We start from the raw sequence: 14,413 nt of genomic DNA, 5'->3' as shown, positions 1-14,413 counted from the left end.
ATAATGCGGGACAGCAATAGCTAAGGACCGCGGGGGTTCAAAGGCAAGGGGAAAACCGGCGAGTTATTCACAATCCGGATTCCGGGGACCGGGATTCGGGGGCCATGTGGAGAAGACTCATCGTGTTGCGAAGGCTTGGTGTTATCCACATGCTGTCCACATACCGGCATCGCATCAAACAACGAACGAAGCGTATGACTCTTCACAATTTTTCGAAATGTTCCCCGCTCCTATCTGTCGCATGGCAAAATTGCTCAAGGGATTCTATTGAACGGACGAGCATGTGGAAAAGAGTCGGATGGCCTTTAATCCTTGATAGTCACAGACTCTAAGAAATAGAATCCTTAGATATAGATATCTTTTATAGTGGGAGAACGTGTCCGGTGACTGCGCAAAGCCGCAAGGTGCTACAGGTGTTGAACGGTGAAACCCTCTCACCTCCCCCAATCTGGCTGATGCGGCAGGCTGGTCGATATCTTCCGGAATACCGGCAGACCCGTGCGAAGGCAGGCAGCTTTCTGGATCTCTGTTATTCGCCCGACATGGCTGTGGAAGTGACGCTGCAGCCGATCCGGCGATATGCCTTTGACGCAGCCATCCTGTTTTCAGATATCCTCGTCATACCCGATGCCCTGAAGCGCAATGTTCGCTTTGAGGAAGGGCATGGACCACGGATGGATCCGATTGCCGTTTCAGAGATCGACAAGCTCGACGTTCGGCCGGTATCCGGCCATTTGCAGCCCGTCATAGAAACTGTTCGCCGTCTGCGCCGCGAACTGCCGGAAGAAACGACACTGCTCGGCTTTTGCGGTGCGCCCTGGACGGTGGCCACCTACATGATTGCTGGGCACGGAACGCCGGACCAGGCACCGGCACGGCTTTTCGGCTACCAGAACCCCGAAGCTTTCGATCGGCTGCTGGCGCTGCTTGCTGAGGTTTCTGCGGACTATCTGGTCGAGCAGATCGATGCCGGCGCCGATGCGGTGCAGATATTCGATTCCTGGGCGGGTGTTTTGGGCGAGGAGGAATTCCGCCGCTATGCCGTCAAGCCGGTGCGCCGGATGATCGACAACGTCCGTGCCCGCCGGCCAAACGCGAAGATCATTGCTTTTGCCAAGGGCGCCGGAATCCTGTTGAAGGATTACCGGCAGGCCACCGACGCCGATGCGATCGGTCTCGACTGGTCGGTTCCCTTGTCCTTTGCCGCAGAGCTTCAGAAAGAGGGCCCGGTGCAGGGCAATCTCGATCCGATGCGCGTCGTGGCGGGTGGGCAATCGCTTGATGACGGTATCGACGCGATTCTGCAGACGCTTGGGAATGGACCGCTGATCTTCAACCTGGGCCACGGAATTACGCCGCAGGCCGATCCGGCCCATGTTTCGCAGTTGGTTGCCCGTGTCCGTGGGACCGGCCAATGATCGAGCGCCAGACGGATATGCTGCCGGGGAAAAAGGCCCGCACCCGTGCATTTGTCGCGATTGCCTTGTTCGTGGCCCTGCTTGCCGGGTTGTTTGTCTGGCAGCCGGACAATCTCTACCTGTGGATCAAGGCGCTGCACATCATTGCCGTGATGTCCTGGATGGCCGCCCTGCTCTACATGCCGCGATTGTTCATCTACCACACCGACGCAGCGCCGGGCTCGGCGCAGTCGGAAACCTTCAAGATGATGGAACAGCGGCTTTTGAAGGTCATCATGAACCCGGCGATGATGATCACCTGGGTGTTGGGGCTCTATCTGGCCTGGAGCGTCTACGGCTTTCAGGGCGGTTGGCTGCATATCAAGCTGTTGCTTGTCGTTCTTTTGACCGGTGTCCACGTGATGTTCAGCCGGGCTGTCAGGGCCTTTGCGCGGGATGAAAACACCCGCAGCGCCCGTTATTGGCGGCTGATGAACGAAGCGCCGACACTGCTGATGATCCTCATCGTCATCATGGCTGTGGTGAAGCCTTTCTGAGCATGAAAGGTTCTTTCAGGAAACTTTCGGGAATTTCCGTTGCCCCCTTGCGGCGCAACGAGTGAATCGCTATTTTCCCGCCATCTCCTCTTTCGTGGCATGTGTAAACGTTACGAGCCTGCCCCTTCCGCTGCAGCTCCCCTTACATCAAGCACGCCGACTTTCCTTTCCGATTTMCAAGTGTGGTCCCCTTCATGGCTGAAATGAAGCTACAAGAACTCAAAAACAAAAGTGCAACCGATCTGCTGGCATTTGCCGAGTCGGTCGAGGTCGAAAACGCCAGTGTCATGCGCAAGCAGGAACTGATGTTTGCGATCCTGAAAATGCTGGCAAGCCAGGACGTCGAGATCATCGGCGAAGGCGTCGTCGAGGTGCTGCAGGACGGCTTCGGCTTCTTGCGCTCGGCCAACGCCAACTACCTGCCAGGTCCTGACGACATCTATATCTCGCCGTCGCAGATCCGCCGCTTCTCGCTGAAAACCGGCGATACCGTCGAAGGCCCGATCCGCGGTCCCAAGGAAGGCGAACGTTATTTCGCGCTTCTCAAGGTCAACACGATCAATTTCGAAGACCCAGAGAAGATCCGTCACAAGGTCCATTTCGACAACCTGACGCCGCTCTATCCGAATGAGCGCTTCAAGATGGAACTTGAGGTTCCGACTTCGAAGGACCTTTCCGCCCGCGTCATCGATCTGATCGCTCCGCTCGGCAAGGGCCAGCGTGGCCTGATCGTCGCGCCGCCACGCACCGGTAAGACCGTTCTCCTGCAGAACATCGCCCATTCGATCACCGCCAATCATCCGGAATGCTACCTGATCGTTCTCCTGATCGACGAGCGGCCGGAAGAAGTGACGGACATGCAGCGCTCGGTGAAGGGCGAAGTCGTTTCGTCGACCTTCGACGAGCCGGCCACCCGCCACGTCCAGGTTGCCGAAATGGTCATCGAGAAGGCCAAGCGGCTGGTCGAACATGGTCGCGACGTCGTTATCCTGCTCGATTCGATCACCCGCCTCGGCCGCGCTTACAACACCGTTGTTCCGTCATCGGGCAAGGTGTTGACCGGTGGTGTTGATGCCAACGCCCTGCAGCGTCCGAAGCGCTTTTTCGGCGCCGCCCGTAATATCGAGGAAGGCGGCTCGCTGACGATCATCGCGACGGCCCTGATCGATACCGGCAGCCGCATGGACGAAGTCATCTTCGAAGAGTTCAAGGGCACCGGCAACTCGGAAATCGTGCTTGATCGCAAGGTTGCCGACAAGCGTATCTTCCCGTCGATGGATATCCTCAAGTCTGGGACCCGTAAGGAAGACCTTTTGGTACCGCGGCAGGATCTGCAGAAGATCTTTGTGCTGCGCCGGATCCTTGCACCGATGGGAACAACCGATGCAATCGAGTTCCTGATCGACAAGCTGAAGCAGACCAAGACCAATGGCGATTTCTTCGATTCGATGAATACCTGACCGACGGTCATATTTTTGCACGAAGCCCAGGTTTATCCTGGGCTTTTGTGTTTCTGCAGAAAATCTGCGTAGCCGGATTCCTTTGCCGGATTCAAACCATTCGAGAAAGAATTCCGCGGCTTCAGCGGATATGGTCAAACAAGGATTTTTAACGTTGAACCAACAGCAACAGACCATGTCTGATACGATCTATGCCCTGTCATCCGGCGCCTTGCCGGCGGGACTGGCCGTCGTTCGTATCAGTGGTCCGCGCACGGCCAAGGTCGTTGCCGGGCTGTGCGGAGTGTTGCCATCACCCCGGCAAGCCGTTCTGCGATCGATTCGCAATCGAAACGGTGATGTCCTCGACCAGGGGCTTGTTCTCTATTTCGCAGCGCCGGCATCCTTTACCGGTGAAGACTGCGCGGAACTGCAGGTTCACGGCGGCCGTGCGGTGGTCAATGCCATCCTTTCGGAACTGGAGGCTCTTCCGGGGCTCAGACACGCGGAAGCCGGTGAGTTCGCTCGCCGCGCGTTCCACAACGACAAACTCGATCTTGTCGAGGTCGAGGGTCTGGCCGATTTGATTTCGGCCGAGACGGAAATGCAGCGGCGCCTGGCACAGGAGCATTCCAGCGGTCATCTCTCGGCGATCTACGAGGGATGGGCCCGCAGGCTGACGCATGCCAGGGCGATGATCGAGGCAGAACTGGATTTCGCCGATGAGGACGACGTACCCGGCTCTGTCGCCGCGAAGATCTGGGACGATATCCGCAATCTTAAGGCAGAGATCGCTGACCACCTGGAAGGTGCCGGCATCGCCGAAATTATCCGGGACGGCTTGAAGATTGTCATCGCCGGTGAACCGAATGCTGGAAAATCCAGTCTTCTCAATCATTTGGCCCGCCGCGATGTGGCCATCGTTACCGATATTGCTGGCACGACAAGGGATGTCCTGTCGGTCGACCTATCCTTAGCCGGATTCAGCGTTCAATTGTTCGATACCGCGGGCCTCCGGGAGACCGATGACAGGATCGAGCAGGAAGGGATTCGCCGTGCTCGCCTGACAATGGATCAGGCGGACGTGATCCTGCTGCTGGCGGATACGCCCGAAGGTTTCGCGCAGCTGGCGGGATTTGATCAGGCCAAGCCCATCGTTCGTGTCGGGACCAAGATTGATCGGGCATCTCTTTTGTGGGATAAGGCCAGCGCCGACGTGCTGATTTCGACAGTCACCGGCGAAGGCATTGAACGGCTTATAGAGGTCGTCACGGCTTTTCTGCCTGATTTGTCCGGTCGGAACGCGCTGTCTTTACCGACCCGCAAGAGGCATGTGAGTTGCTTGCAGCAGGCCCGTTCAGCGATCGATATGAGTTTGACGCAATCAAATCGCGGACTTGACATTCAGGCCGAGTATCTACGGCAGGCGGGAGACGCCCTCGGACGGATCACCGGACGGGTTGATGTCGAGGATCTGCTTGGCGTGATCTTTTCGGAGTTTTGCATCGGAAAATAAGATGCAATCCCATATGCAACGCTGGCGAGTCTAATTGGACGTTTCACGTGAAACGATTCGCTTCCGTAATACCGTGATGGAGACGGTCTAAGATGGACGATTATGATGTCATTGTTATCGGCGGTGGTCATGCCGGCTGCGAGGCGGCAGGTGCAGCGGCCCGGATGGGCGCAAAAACTGCCCTGGTGACGCATAAGCGCGACACGATCGGGATCATGTCCTGCAACCCCGCTATCGGCGGCTTGGGAAAAGGTCATCTTGTTCGTGAGATCGACGCCATGGATGGTCTGATGGGGCGCGTCGCTGATGCTGCGGGAATCCAGTTTCGGTTGCTGAACCGCCGGAAGGGTCCGGCAGTGCGTGGCCCCCGTACCCAGGCGGACCGGAAACTTTATCGCCAAGCGATGCAGGCGGAAATTCAAGCGATCGAAAACCTCGATGTTATCGAAGGCGATGCGTTTGACCTGCAGCTGCAAAATGGCCGCGTCAGCGGAATTATTCTCGCGAGCGGACGGCATATTTCCTGCGGTGCGGCCGTGCTGACCACGGGAACCTTTCTGCGCGGCCTTATTCATATCGGCAATCGCAAAATCCCCGCCGGCCGCGTTGGGGAAGACCCGTCGCTTGGGCTATCCGGAACGCTGGAGCGTTGCGGCCTGCGTCTCGGCCGTCTGAAAACAGGCACGCCCGCCCGGCTGGATGGCAGGACCATCGATTGGCAATCTGTCGGCCGGCAGGGTGCCGATGAAGACCCTGTTCCGTTCTCCTTTATGACAGAGACAATCGTCAACCGGCAGATCGAATGCGGTGTTACGCGGACGACCGATGCGACGCACAAAATCATCTCTGACAACCTGGGCAAATCCGCAATGTATTCGGGCCAGATCGAGGGTGTTGGCCCGCGATACTGTCCGTCGATTGAAGACAAGATCGTTAAGTTCGGTGAACGGGACGGTCACCAGATTTTTCTGGAGCCGGAAGGCCTCGATGACGATACGGTCTACCCCAACGGAATTTCGACATCACTGCCGGAGGATGTTCAGCAGGCTTTCATTCAGACAATTCCCGGGTTGGAACGGGTCTCTATCCTGCAGCCAGGCTACGCCATCGAGTATGACCATGTTGATCCGCGCGAGCTTTCTTTGTCCTTGGAAGTCCGCAAAATTCCGGGGTTGTTTCTTGCCGGGCAAATCAACGGCACCACAGGCTACGAGGAAGCCGGCGCACAAGGTCTGGTCGCCGGTTTGAATGCGGCCCTGCTTTGCGCCGGAAATGCACCGCACGTGTTCAGCCGCACCAACTCCTATATCGGTGTGATGATCGACGACCTGACGTCGCGCGGCGTTGCCGAGCCCTACCGGATGTTTACCTCGCGTGCCGAATATCGTCTGTCGCTGCGGGCTGACAATGCGGATATCCGCCTCACTCCTGAGGCAATGTCGCTCGGTTGCGTTTCTGCTGACCGGACGGCGAAGTTCAGCAAATGGGTTGCCGATATTGATAGCAACAGGCAGTTGTTGAAATCTCTGACCGTGACGCCAACCGAAGGGCGGACATATGGATTGAAGCTGAACCTGGATGGTCAGCGCCGATCGGCATTCGAGCTCCTATCCTATGCCGACCATTCCATTCAATCGCTGAGCGCTGTGTGGCCGGAACTGGCAGCGATTGACAGCAAGCTCGCCGAGGCTCTGGAGATTGATGCGACCTATGCGGTCTACATGGACCGGCAGGCGTCGGATATTGCCGGTGTCCGCAGCGAAGAAGGCCGCCTCATCCCGGATGACTTCGATTTCGATTCGCTGTCCGGTCTGTCGAATGAGTTGAAGCAAAAGCTAAAAGCGGCAAAACCGCGCAATTTGGCGCAAGCCATGAAGGTCGACGGGATCACACCGTCCGCTATATCCCTGATCCTGGCGCATATCCGCAAGGCAAATCACACTTCAACAGCGTATTCCAAGCAGGCGATTCAATGATTGCGAGTCCTTCCCGTGAGCTAAACGGATTGCGTGTTTCACGTGAAACGTCAGACAGACTCGAACATTTTGCCAGCCTCTTTCAGAAATGGGCCAAGTCGATCAACCTGGTTGCGCCATCGACGCTGTCAGATTTATGGCAGCGCCACATATCCGACAGCGCGCAAATATTTCAGCTGTTTCCAGGCCCGAAGCGATGGGTGGATCTCGGCAGCGGCGGGGGATTCCCTGGGATCATCACCGCAATTTTTCTGGCTGAACTGGGCGACGGCTGGGTTCATCTTGTCGAGAGCAACAATAAGAAGGCGGCGTTCCTGCGCGTGGCGTTGAACGAAACGGGTGCGCGCGGCTCGGTTCACCCGATTCGGATCGAGGATGCGGTGAGCGTGATCCCGCAATGCGATGCTGTCTCCGCACGAGCGTTGGCTGATCTCCGCCAGCTCCTCGATTACTGCGCGCCCTGGATGACCGCAGACAACAAACCGCGTGCATTCTTTCATAAAGGCCGGGATTATCAGCTGGAGGTCGATAAAGCCGTTAGCCGCTTTCAATTTGATCTGGTAAAACATCAGAGCGTCGTCGAGCCGGACTCCGTGGTTCTCGAAATCGCAAACCTTTCGCGGAAAATCTAATTACGGGCGGAATGCGGTATGATAGGCAAAAAAAACCGGATCATCACGATTGCTAATCAGAAGGGCGGTGTTGGAAAAACCACCACGGCCATCAATCTTGCAACCGCTTTGGCCGCTATCGGCGAAAAGGTCCTGATCGTCGATCTGGATCCACAGGGCAATGCAAGCACCGGTCTCGGCATTCAGCGGCGCGATCGCAAGCTCTCCTCCTATGAACTGATGGTCGGCTCCCACAGTATAGCCGATATCGTTCAGGATACGGTTGTCCCCAATCTCTCGATCGTGCCATCGACCATGGACCTTCTCGGCGTCGAGATGGAGATTTCTGCTGCCAGCGACCGGGTGTTCCGTCTGCGCAAGGCCCTCGCCTCCCCCGAGGCGCTTGCCTATTCCTATGTCCTCGTTGATTGCCCGCCTTCATTCAATCTTCTGACGATGAACGCGATGGCAGCGGCCCATTCGGTCCTGGTGCCATTGCAATGCGAGTTCTTCGCTCTGGAAGGGCTCAGCCAGCTGCTCGAAACCGTCGATCAGGTACGCCGGACGGTCAATCCGACGCTTGATATTCAGGGCATCGTCCTGACCATGTTTGATTCGCGCAACAATCTGGCGCAACAGGTGGTCAATGATGTGCGCACCCATCTTGGCGAAAAGGTCTACCATACGTTGATCCCGCGCAATGTGCGTGTGTCCGAGGCTCCCTCCTACGGTAAGCCGGCGATCCTGTATGATCTCAAATGCGCCGGTAGCCAGGCCTACCTTCAGCTGGCGTCCGAAGTAATCCAGCGCGAACGGCTGCGGAAGGCAGCCTGAGCAACAATCGATTCGAGATCGAAACGAATAAGTGTGAGTGCAGACGATGAATGACGATAATTCGAGAAGAAGACTTGGCCGTGGCCTCGCGGCCCTGATCGGCGAGATGGACCAGCCCTTGCAGGCGAGCAGCCCTGTGGCTCCCGTCAACGCCGACAGACGCATTCCGATCGAGTTTGTCGCCCGCAATCCGCGCAATCCGCGGCGGACCTTTGACGAAGCCGAATTGCAGGACCTGGCAAGCTCCATTCGCCAGCATGGCATCGTGCAGCCCGTCGTCGTTCGCACCATCGCTGACGAACGTTACGAGATTATTGCAGGCGAGCGCCGTTGGCGCGCCGCTCAGTTGGCCGGATTTACCGATATTCCCGTTATCGTTCGCGATGTGGACGACCGCACGGCGCTTGAGATCGCCATTGTCGAGAACGTTCAGCGATCCGACCTTAATCCGCTCGAAGAGGCGCTTGGTTATGATCAGTTGATCGCGGAGCATGGGTATACGCAGAACGATCTCGGTGAAATCATCGGCAAGAGCCGGAGTCATGTGGCCAATAGCCTGCGGCTCCTGAAGCTGCCGGAGCCGGTCCGTGACATGCTGTCTTCCGGCACGCTGTCCGCCGGCCATGCGCGCGCGCTTATTCCGACGTCCGATCCGGTGACTTTGGCCCGTTCGATCGTCGCCAAGGGTCTGTCCGTGCGTGATACCGAGCGGCTGGCGCAGAACGATATCCGTGCCCAGAACGATCCGACCTATGGCAAGCCCTCCCCCAAGGAGGAAAAGGATGCCGACACGCTGGCGCTCGAGCGCACATTGTCCGACAGCCTGGGGCTTGACGTTACGGTCAATCACAAGGCGTCAGGCGGGCAGCTGCGGATTTCCTATAAAACGCTCGACCAACTTGAAGAGATCTGCCGGCTTCTCGAGCGGCGCTGAGACCGGTTCGGATCCGAAATAATATACAATATATAACAATATCAGATAGATATTATTCTATCTGCGCGCCGATTGCAGTGTAATCGCCAGCAATGTCTGCATGGCGATGCTGTCTTCCAGGCTCTGTCGTGTGCGGCTTTGAAAGATCGCAGTCTGCAGCCGGCCGAGTTCCCGCCGGATGGCCGGCAGGGTCCAGGTCTTCAAGGCGGCTTCGATCAGTGGCTTGCGGCGGAAATGCAAATGGCGGCCAAGCGTGGCCACGACCTGGGTGGGCTGTTGCCGTTTGTCGTCCATTTCCGCCCGCATCAGATCGAGCAGTTGAAACTGCTTAAGACAGGCCTGCAGTACCAGAAAGATCGCCGTCTTCGATGCGACGATCTTGCGGATGGCGTGCTGAAGGCCGTCCGTGTCACCCTTGAGAACTGCATCTATGGCGTCGTCGACAGAAACGGCACTGGCGTCGCCGACGATCTCCAGCACATGTTCTTCCTCGATCAAGGCCATGCCCCGGCAATAGAGCGCCAGTTTGCGGATCTCGTTGCGCGAGGCGATCCGGTCGCCGCCAAGGGCTTCATTCAGCCGCTCGCGCGCTGCAGGCGAAATGCGCAGGCCTTCCAGCCCGAGTTCCTGATCGATCAGGCCGTTCAGCGCCCGGGCGTCGTCGCTGTAGCAGGCGATCGATATCACCGACCGGCTGGTTTCGCCGATCTTGCGAACACCGGTTCCCTTCTTGAGATCACCGGCTTCGATGATGACATAACTGGCCTCCGGCGGTTCCTTTGAGAGCACGGTGAGGCTATCGACCAGCGCTTTCTCCGTCCCCGACGCGCGAATCCAGACGAGTTTTTCGCCGCCGAAGAGGCCGATCGTATTGACCTCGTCCAGCAGGCGACCCGGGTTTTGCTGCAGATCGGACCCATCAAGCCGGATCAGCGAAAACGGGTCGTTAAGAGCGACGCCGCTTTTGGCTGCAATCTGGGTGGCACGCTCTGAAACCAGGCCGCGGTCGGGACCGTAGATCAGGTAGATGCGGTCATCCCGCAGCGGACGCTGCAGGAACTGCTCGAATTCGTGCGATTTGATCTCGGTCATACCGCCACCTTATGGGCTGATCGCTCAGCGCCCGAGCGCCGCTGCAAGATCGGCGCGGATGATTTCGGCCAGTTCCTTGGCAGCCCGCTTTTCGCCATCGCGTCTGGCACGAACCTTGGCAAATTCCTGATTTGGAAAGTCGACCAGCGAGACGGCGCTGCGATTGCCGGAGCGGACGGTTTCGCCCGTATCGGCGCGTGTCAGGTTATAATCGGCCATGACGACGACGCGGCCGGCGCCGGCGGTATCGGTATTGTCGTCGGTGGTGTTCTGATCAAACAGAACGCCCTGGATCTCGCTGGTGACGTTCAGAGCCAGCTTGTATTGCGGGTTCGCCGGTTCGCCTGCGCCGCCAGATGTCAGGAAGATCAGCGCATTGCGCACTTCCTGCTCGACCCGGTCGTCAGCGTCGGAGATCTCGATCGATGCGAGCGCCTGGGCGGGTTTTCCCTGGGGCCCGTCCGAATAGAGCGGCTTGACCTGGCAACCTGCCAGGACCGCGAGTGTGCCGAAAGCCAGAAGCTGCGCGTATCTTTGAGCTTTTTCAGACAACGACATTCACGATCCTCTGCGGCACGACGATGATCTTCTTCGGGCTTTGTCCGTTCAATGCAGTCTTGACGGGGTCGAGCGCCAGAACGGCGTTCTCGATTGCAGTCTGATCTGCATCGCGCGCAATTGTCAAATCGGCGCGCTTCTTGCCGTTGATCTGCACCGGCATGGTCACGTCGTTTTCTGCGACCAGCGTTTCGCTGTAAACCGGCCATGCGGTCTGGGCAATCAGACCCGTTCCGCCGATTTCCTGCCAGCACTGCTCGGCCAGATGCGGCATCATCGGAGCCACCAGGCTGATCAGGATGGAGACGGCGTCCTTGACGGCCGCGGTCGTCGCTTCATCTGCCGTTCCTGCCGCAACCTGCGTCAGCGGGCTGGCAAGGGCGTTGACGAGCTCATAGAGCCGCGCCACGGCCTTGTTGAAGGCCAGCTTGTCATAGTCCGCCTGAACGGCCTTCAGCGTCTTGTGGGTCAACTGCGAGACCGCAAGAGCCGGACCGCCGGATGCAGGCTTTGCTTCGGTCGTCTTCAGCGCATCGGATGCTTCCGAAATCAGCCGCCACAGGCGCTGGACGAACCGGTGCGCGCCTTCGACGCCGGCCTCCGACCAGATCACATCGCGATCAGGCGGCGAGTCGGAGAGTACGAAGAAGCGCGCGGTATCAGCGCCATAGGAGGCAATGATATCGTCGGGGTCGACAACGTTCTTTTTCGACTTCGACATTTTCTCGATCGAGCCGATGGTAATGGGTTCGCCGGTTTCGATCAGGCTGGCCTGCCGCTTACCGTCGGTCTCCACGATGATGATTTCGGCCGGCGTCACCCATTCGCGCTGGGCGCCCTGCCCGCGGCTATAGGTTTCATGCACGACCATGCCCTGCGTGAACAGGCCCTTGAAGGGCTCGTCGAGGCCGGCATGGCCCGTGGCTTTCATTGCCCGGGTAAAGAACCGCGAATAGAGCAGGTGGAGGATCGCGTGCTCAATGCCGCCGATGTATTGATCAACGGGCAGCCAGTGGTCGACGGCGGCCGGATTGGTCGGCTTGCTTTCCCAGGGTGCGGTGAAACGGGCGAAATACCAGGACGAATCGACAAACGTATCCATCGTGTCGGTCTCGCGACGTGCGTCCTTGCCGCATTGCGGGCAGGAAACGTGGCGCCAGGTCGGGTGTCGGTCGAGCGGATTGCCCGGCTTGTCGAATGTCACGTCATCAGGCAGTTTCACCGGCAGATCGGCCTTCGGCACCGGAATGACGCCGCAGTCGTCGCAATGGATGACCGGGATCGGGCAACCCCAGTAGCGCTGCCGGGAGATACCCCAGTCACGCAGGCGAAAATTGACCTTGCGCTCGGCCTGGGGCGCATTGCCGATCGAGGCCTGCTCCAGCGTCGAGGCTACCTTTTCAAAGGCGTCCTCGATCGTCAGGCCATTCAGAAAGCGCGAATTGATCATGACGCCGTCGCCGCCATAGGCTTCGTTGCCAATGGCAAAGCTTGCCGCGTCGCCGTCTTTCGGCATCACCACGGCCAGGACCGGGAGGCCGTACTTGTGGGCGAAATCGAGGTCGCGCTGGTCGCCCGAGGGGCAGCCGAAAATTGCGCCAGTGCCGTAGTCCATCAGCACGAAATTGGCGACGTAAACCGGCAGTTCCCAGCTCGGGTCGAGCGGATGCTTCACGCGAATGCCGGTGTCGATGCCCTTTTTCTCAGCCGTCTCCAGTGCCGCCAACGACGTGCCGGCGCGACGGGTTTCCTCGCAGAAAGCCTCGATCTCCGGGTTTCCCGCTGCCGCCTGCCGTGCCAGCGGGTGATCGGCGGCAATCGCCAGGAAGGAGGCGCCAAACAGCGTGTCGGGACGGGTCGTGTAAACAGTGACCTCGGTTTCGTCCGTCGCACCGGTGCCCGGTACAATTTCCCAACGGATGGTCAGGCCTTCGGAGCGGCCGATCCAGTTCTTTTGCATCAGCCGGACCTTTTCCGGCCACTGGTCCAGCGTGTCGAGCGAATCGAGCAGGTCCTGGTTGAAATCGGTGATGCGGAAGAACCACTGGGTGAGTTCGCGCTGTTCGACCAGGGCGCCGGAGCGCCAGCCGCGCCCGTCGATCACCTGCTCGTTGGCCAAAACCGTGTTGTCGACCGGGTCCCAGTTTACCTTCGACTGTTTGCGGTAGACGAGGCCCTTTTCCAGGAAATCCACGAACAGGTGCTGCTGGTGCTGGTAGTATTCAACATCGCAGGTGGCGAACTCGCGCGACCAGTCGAGCGACAGGCCCATCACCTTGAGCTGCGCCTTCATCGAGGCAATGTTCTGATAGGTCCAGGCCGCCGGGTGCACGCCGCGCTCCATGGCGGCATTTTCGGCCGGCATGCCGAAAGCGTCCCAGCCCATCGGATGCAGCACATTGTAACCCCGCGCCCGCTTGTAGCGCGCGACAACGTCCCCCATGGCGTAGTTGCGGACATGGCCCATGTGGATCCGGCCCGACGGATAGGGGAACATCTCAAGCACGTAATATTTTTCGCGCGGGTCGTCGTTGTCTGTGGTGAAGACGTTCTTCTGCTCCCATTCCTGTTGCCAGCGGGGTTCAGAATCGCGCGGATTGTAACGTTCGGTAGCCATATGATCGATGTTCCGGAAATTTGGGCGAGGGGAAATCAGTCCCCTGGATATTTGGCGTGACCTTCACCATGAAACAAGCGTAGCGTCAAGTTTTGGAAGGCTTTGAGGCTAAACTTTGCGGCATTTGGCCGGCATTCGGCGATTACGGCTTGGCAGTCGCATTCAGTTTGACTATTGCGCCAGGCGGACCGGAACGTGATGGAGACGATGGTGATGAGCGTGGAAGAACGGTTGAACGATGTCTTGAGCCGGATTCGCGATGCAGAGGACGGCGCCAATCGCCCTTTGGGCGCCGCATCGCTCGTTGCAGTCTCCAAGACCTTTGATGCCGATGCGGTCCGTCCCGTGATTGCGGCGGGGCAGCGGATTTTCGGCGAAAACCGGGTGCAGGAGGCGCAGGGCAAGTGGCCTGAGTTGAAGGCGGAAAACGCCGGTATCGAGCTTCATCTGATCGGCCCGCTGCAATCCAACAAGGCGGCAGATGCCGTGTCCTTGTTCGATGTCATCGAGACCATAGACCGTGAGAAGATCGCACGTGCCGTCGCCGCTGAAATCGCCCTGCAAGGCAAGCCCGTTCGCCTGTATGTCCAGGTCAATACGGGACTTGAGCCGCAGAAGGCGGGTATCGCGCCGGACGATACCGTGACCTTCGTCACGCTGTGCCGCGAAACGATCGGCATTCCGGTGGAAGGGTTGATGTGCATTCCGCCGGCGGACGAAAACCCCGGCCCGCATTTTGCGCTGCTTGCCAAGCTTGCCGAACGCTGCGGCCTGGAAAAACTCTCCATGGGCATGTCCGGCGATTTTGATGTCGCGGTGCAATTTGGCGCGACCAGCGTGCGCGTCGGTTCGGCGATCTTCGGAACGCGTTAGTCTGCCAAG

Annotated in this window: 12 protein-coding genes; 9 read left to right on the top strand and 3 right to left on the bottom strand. The window is 58.6% G+C overall.

Annotated features, from left to right (window positions below; translation table 11 throughout):
- The first annotated feature begins 383 nt into the window (after positions 1 to 383).
- From hemE to AC1D17_RS07090, 8 genes are all read left to right on the top strand, one after another.
- Positions 384 to 1,418, top strand: coding sequence for a uroporphyrinogen decarboxylase (gene hemE / locus AC1D17_RS07125; protein ID WP_477564707.1), 1,035 nt, complete (start codon positions 384 to 386; stop codon positions 1,416 to 1,418).
- Positions 1,415 to 1,954: a protoporphyrinogen oxidase HemJ gene (gene hemJ / locus AC1D17_RS07120; RefSeq protein WP_477564706.1), complete on the top strand. Its 540-nt coding sequence runs from the start codon at positions 1,415 to 1,417 to the stop codon at positions 1,952 to 1,954. Before hemE ends, hemJ begins: the two co-directional genes overlap by 4 nt.
- A 194-nt stretch (positions 1,955 to 2,148) precedes the next feature.
- A complete protein-coding gene (gene rho / locus AC1D17_RS07115; protein WP_112408863.1) occupies positions 2,149 to 3,414 on the top strand; it encodes a transcription termination factor Rho in 1,266 nt (421 codons plus the stop codon).
- A 175-nt stretch (positions 3,415 to 3,589) separates the two neighbouring features.
- Positions 3,590 to 4,909, top strand: coding sequence for a tRNA uridine-5-carboxymethylaminomethyl(34) synthesis GTPase MnmE (mnmE, locus tag AC1D17_RS07110; RefSeq protein WP_477564744.1), 1,320 nt, complete (start codon positions 3,590 to 3,592; stop codon positions 4,907 to 4,909).
- A gap of 92 nt (positions 4,910 to 5,001) precedes the next feature.
- A complete protein-coding gene (gene mnmG / locus AC1D17_RS07105; protein WP_477564705.1) occupies positions 5,002 to 6,885 on the top strand; it encodes a tRNA uridine-5-carboxymethylaminomethyl(34) synthesis enzyme MnmG in 1,884 nt (627 codons plus the stop codon).
- Entirely contained in the window at positions 6,882 to 7,517 is a 636-nt protein-coding gene (gene rsmG, locus AC1D17_RS07100) for a 16S rRNA (guanine(527)-N(7))-methyltransferase RsmG (RefSeq protein WP_477564704.1), read from the top strand. The genes mnmG and rsmG overlap by 4 nt, the downstream gene beginning before the upstream one ends.
- An 18-nt stretch (positions 7,518 to 7,535) precedes the next feature.
- Positions 7,536 to 8,330: a ParA family protein gene (locus AC1D17_RS07095; protein ID WP_477564703.1), complete on the top strand. Its 795-nt coding sequence runs from the start codon at positions 7,536 to 7,538 to the stop codon at positions 8,328 to 8,330.
- 46 nt (positions 8,331 to 8,376) lie between these two features.
- The gene (locus AC1D17_RS07090; RefSeq protein ID WP_477564702.1) at positions 8,377 to 9,264 is read left to right on the top strand and encodes a ParB/RepB/Spo0J family partition protein; all 888 of its coding nucleotides are present in this window, start codon (positions 8,377 to 8,379) and stop codon (positions 9,262 to 9,264) included.
- A gap of 57 nt (positions 9,265 to 9,321) precedes the next feature.
- On the opposite strand, the gene holA is transcribed toward AC1D17_RS07090, so the two are convergent.
- From holA to leuS, 3 genes are read right to left on the bottom strand one after another with little or no spacing between them, the layout of a single operon-like run.
- A complete protein-coding gene (gene holA / locus AC1D17_RS07085; protein WP_477564701.1) occupies positions 9,322 to 10,356 on the bottom strand; it encodes a DNA polymerase III subunit delta in 1,035 nt (344 codons plus the stop codon).
- A 24-nt stretch (positions 10,357 to 10,380) separates the two neighbouring features.
- Positions 10,381 to 10,914 carry an LPS assembly lipoprotein LptE gene (gene lptE / locus AC1D17_RS07080; RefSeq protein ID WP_477564700.1) on the bottom strand — a complete coding sequence of 178 codons (534 nt, stop codon included), beginning with the start codon at positions 10,912 to 10,914 and terminating at the stop codon, positions 10,381 to 10,383.
- Positions 10,901 to 13,531 carry a leucine--tRNA ligase gene (leuS, locus tag AC1D17_RS07075; protein ID WP_477564699.1) on the bottom strand — a complete coding sequence of 877 codons (2,631 nt, stop codon included), beginning with the start codon at positions 13,529 to 13,531 and terminating at the stop codon, positions 10,901 to 10,903. The genes lptE and leuS overlap by 14 nt, the downstream gene beginning before the upstream one ends.
- Before the next feature lie 213 nt (positions 13,532 to 13,744).
- On the opposite strand from leuS, the gene AC1D17_RS07070 reads away from it, so the two are divergent.
- A complete protein-coding gene (locus AC1D17_RS07070) occupies positions 13,745 to 14,404 on the top strand; it encodes a YggS family pyridoxal phosphate-dependent enzyme (protein WP_477564698.1) in 660 nt (219 codons plus the stop codon).
- The last annotated feature ends 9 nt before the right edge of the window (positions 14,405 to 14,413 follow it).

It is taken from the genome of Pararhizobium sp. P1_E7 (genome assembly GCF_056405855.1).
This window is presented reverse-complemented; position numbering and strand designations above follow the sequence as displayed.

What these genes read in the sequence shown, in the direction of transcription:
- hemJ (WP_477564706.1), top strand. Translation starts at nt 1,415, where the DNA reads ATGATCGAGCGCCAGACGGATATGCTGCCGGGGAAAAAGGCCCGCACC.
- rho (WP_112408863.1), top strand. Translation starts at nt 2,149, where the DNA reads ATGGCTGAAATGAAGCTACAAGAACTCAAAAACAAAAGTGCAACCGAT.
- mnmE (WP_477564744.1), top strand. Translation starts at nt 3,590, where the DNA reads ATGTCTGATACGATCTATGCCCTGTCATCCGGCGCCTTGCCGGCGGGA.
- mnmG (WP_477564705.1), top strand. Translation starts at nt 5,002, where the DNA reads ATGGACGATTATGATGTCATTGTTATCGGCGGTGGTCATGCCGGCTGC.
- rsmG (WP_477564704.1), top strand. Translation starts at nt 6,882, where the DNA reads ATGATTGCGAGTCCTTCCCGTGAGCTAAACGGATTGCGTGTTTCACGT.
- AC1D17_RS07095 (WP_477564703.1), top strand. Translation starts at nt 7,536, where the DNA reads ATGATAGGCAAAAAAAACCGGATCATCACGATTGCTAATCAGAAGGGC.
- AC1D17_RS07090 (WP_477564702.1), top strand. Translation starts at nt 8,377, where the DNA reads ATGAATGACGATAATTCGAGAAGAAGACTTGGCCGTGGCCTCGCGGCC.
- holA (WP_477564701.1), bottom strand. Translation starts at nt 10,356, where the DNA reads ATGACCGAGATCAAATCGCACGAATTCGAGCAGTTCCTGCAGCGTCCG.
- lptE (WP_477564700.1), bottom strand. Translation starts at nt 10,914, where the DNA reads ATGTCGTTGTCTGAAAAAGCTCAAAGATACGCGCAGCTTCTGGCTTTC.
- leuS (WP_477564699.1), bottom strand. Translation starts at nt 13,531, where the DNA reads ATGGCTACCGAACGTTACAATCCGCGCGATTCTGAACCCCGCTGGCAA.
- AC1D17_RS07070 (WP_477564698.1), top strand. Translation starts at nt 13,745, where the DNA reads ATGAGCGTGGAAGAACGGTTGAACGATGTCTTGAGCCGGATTCGCGAT.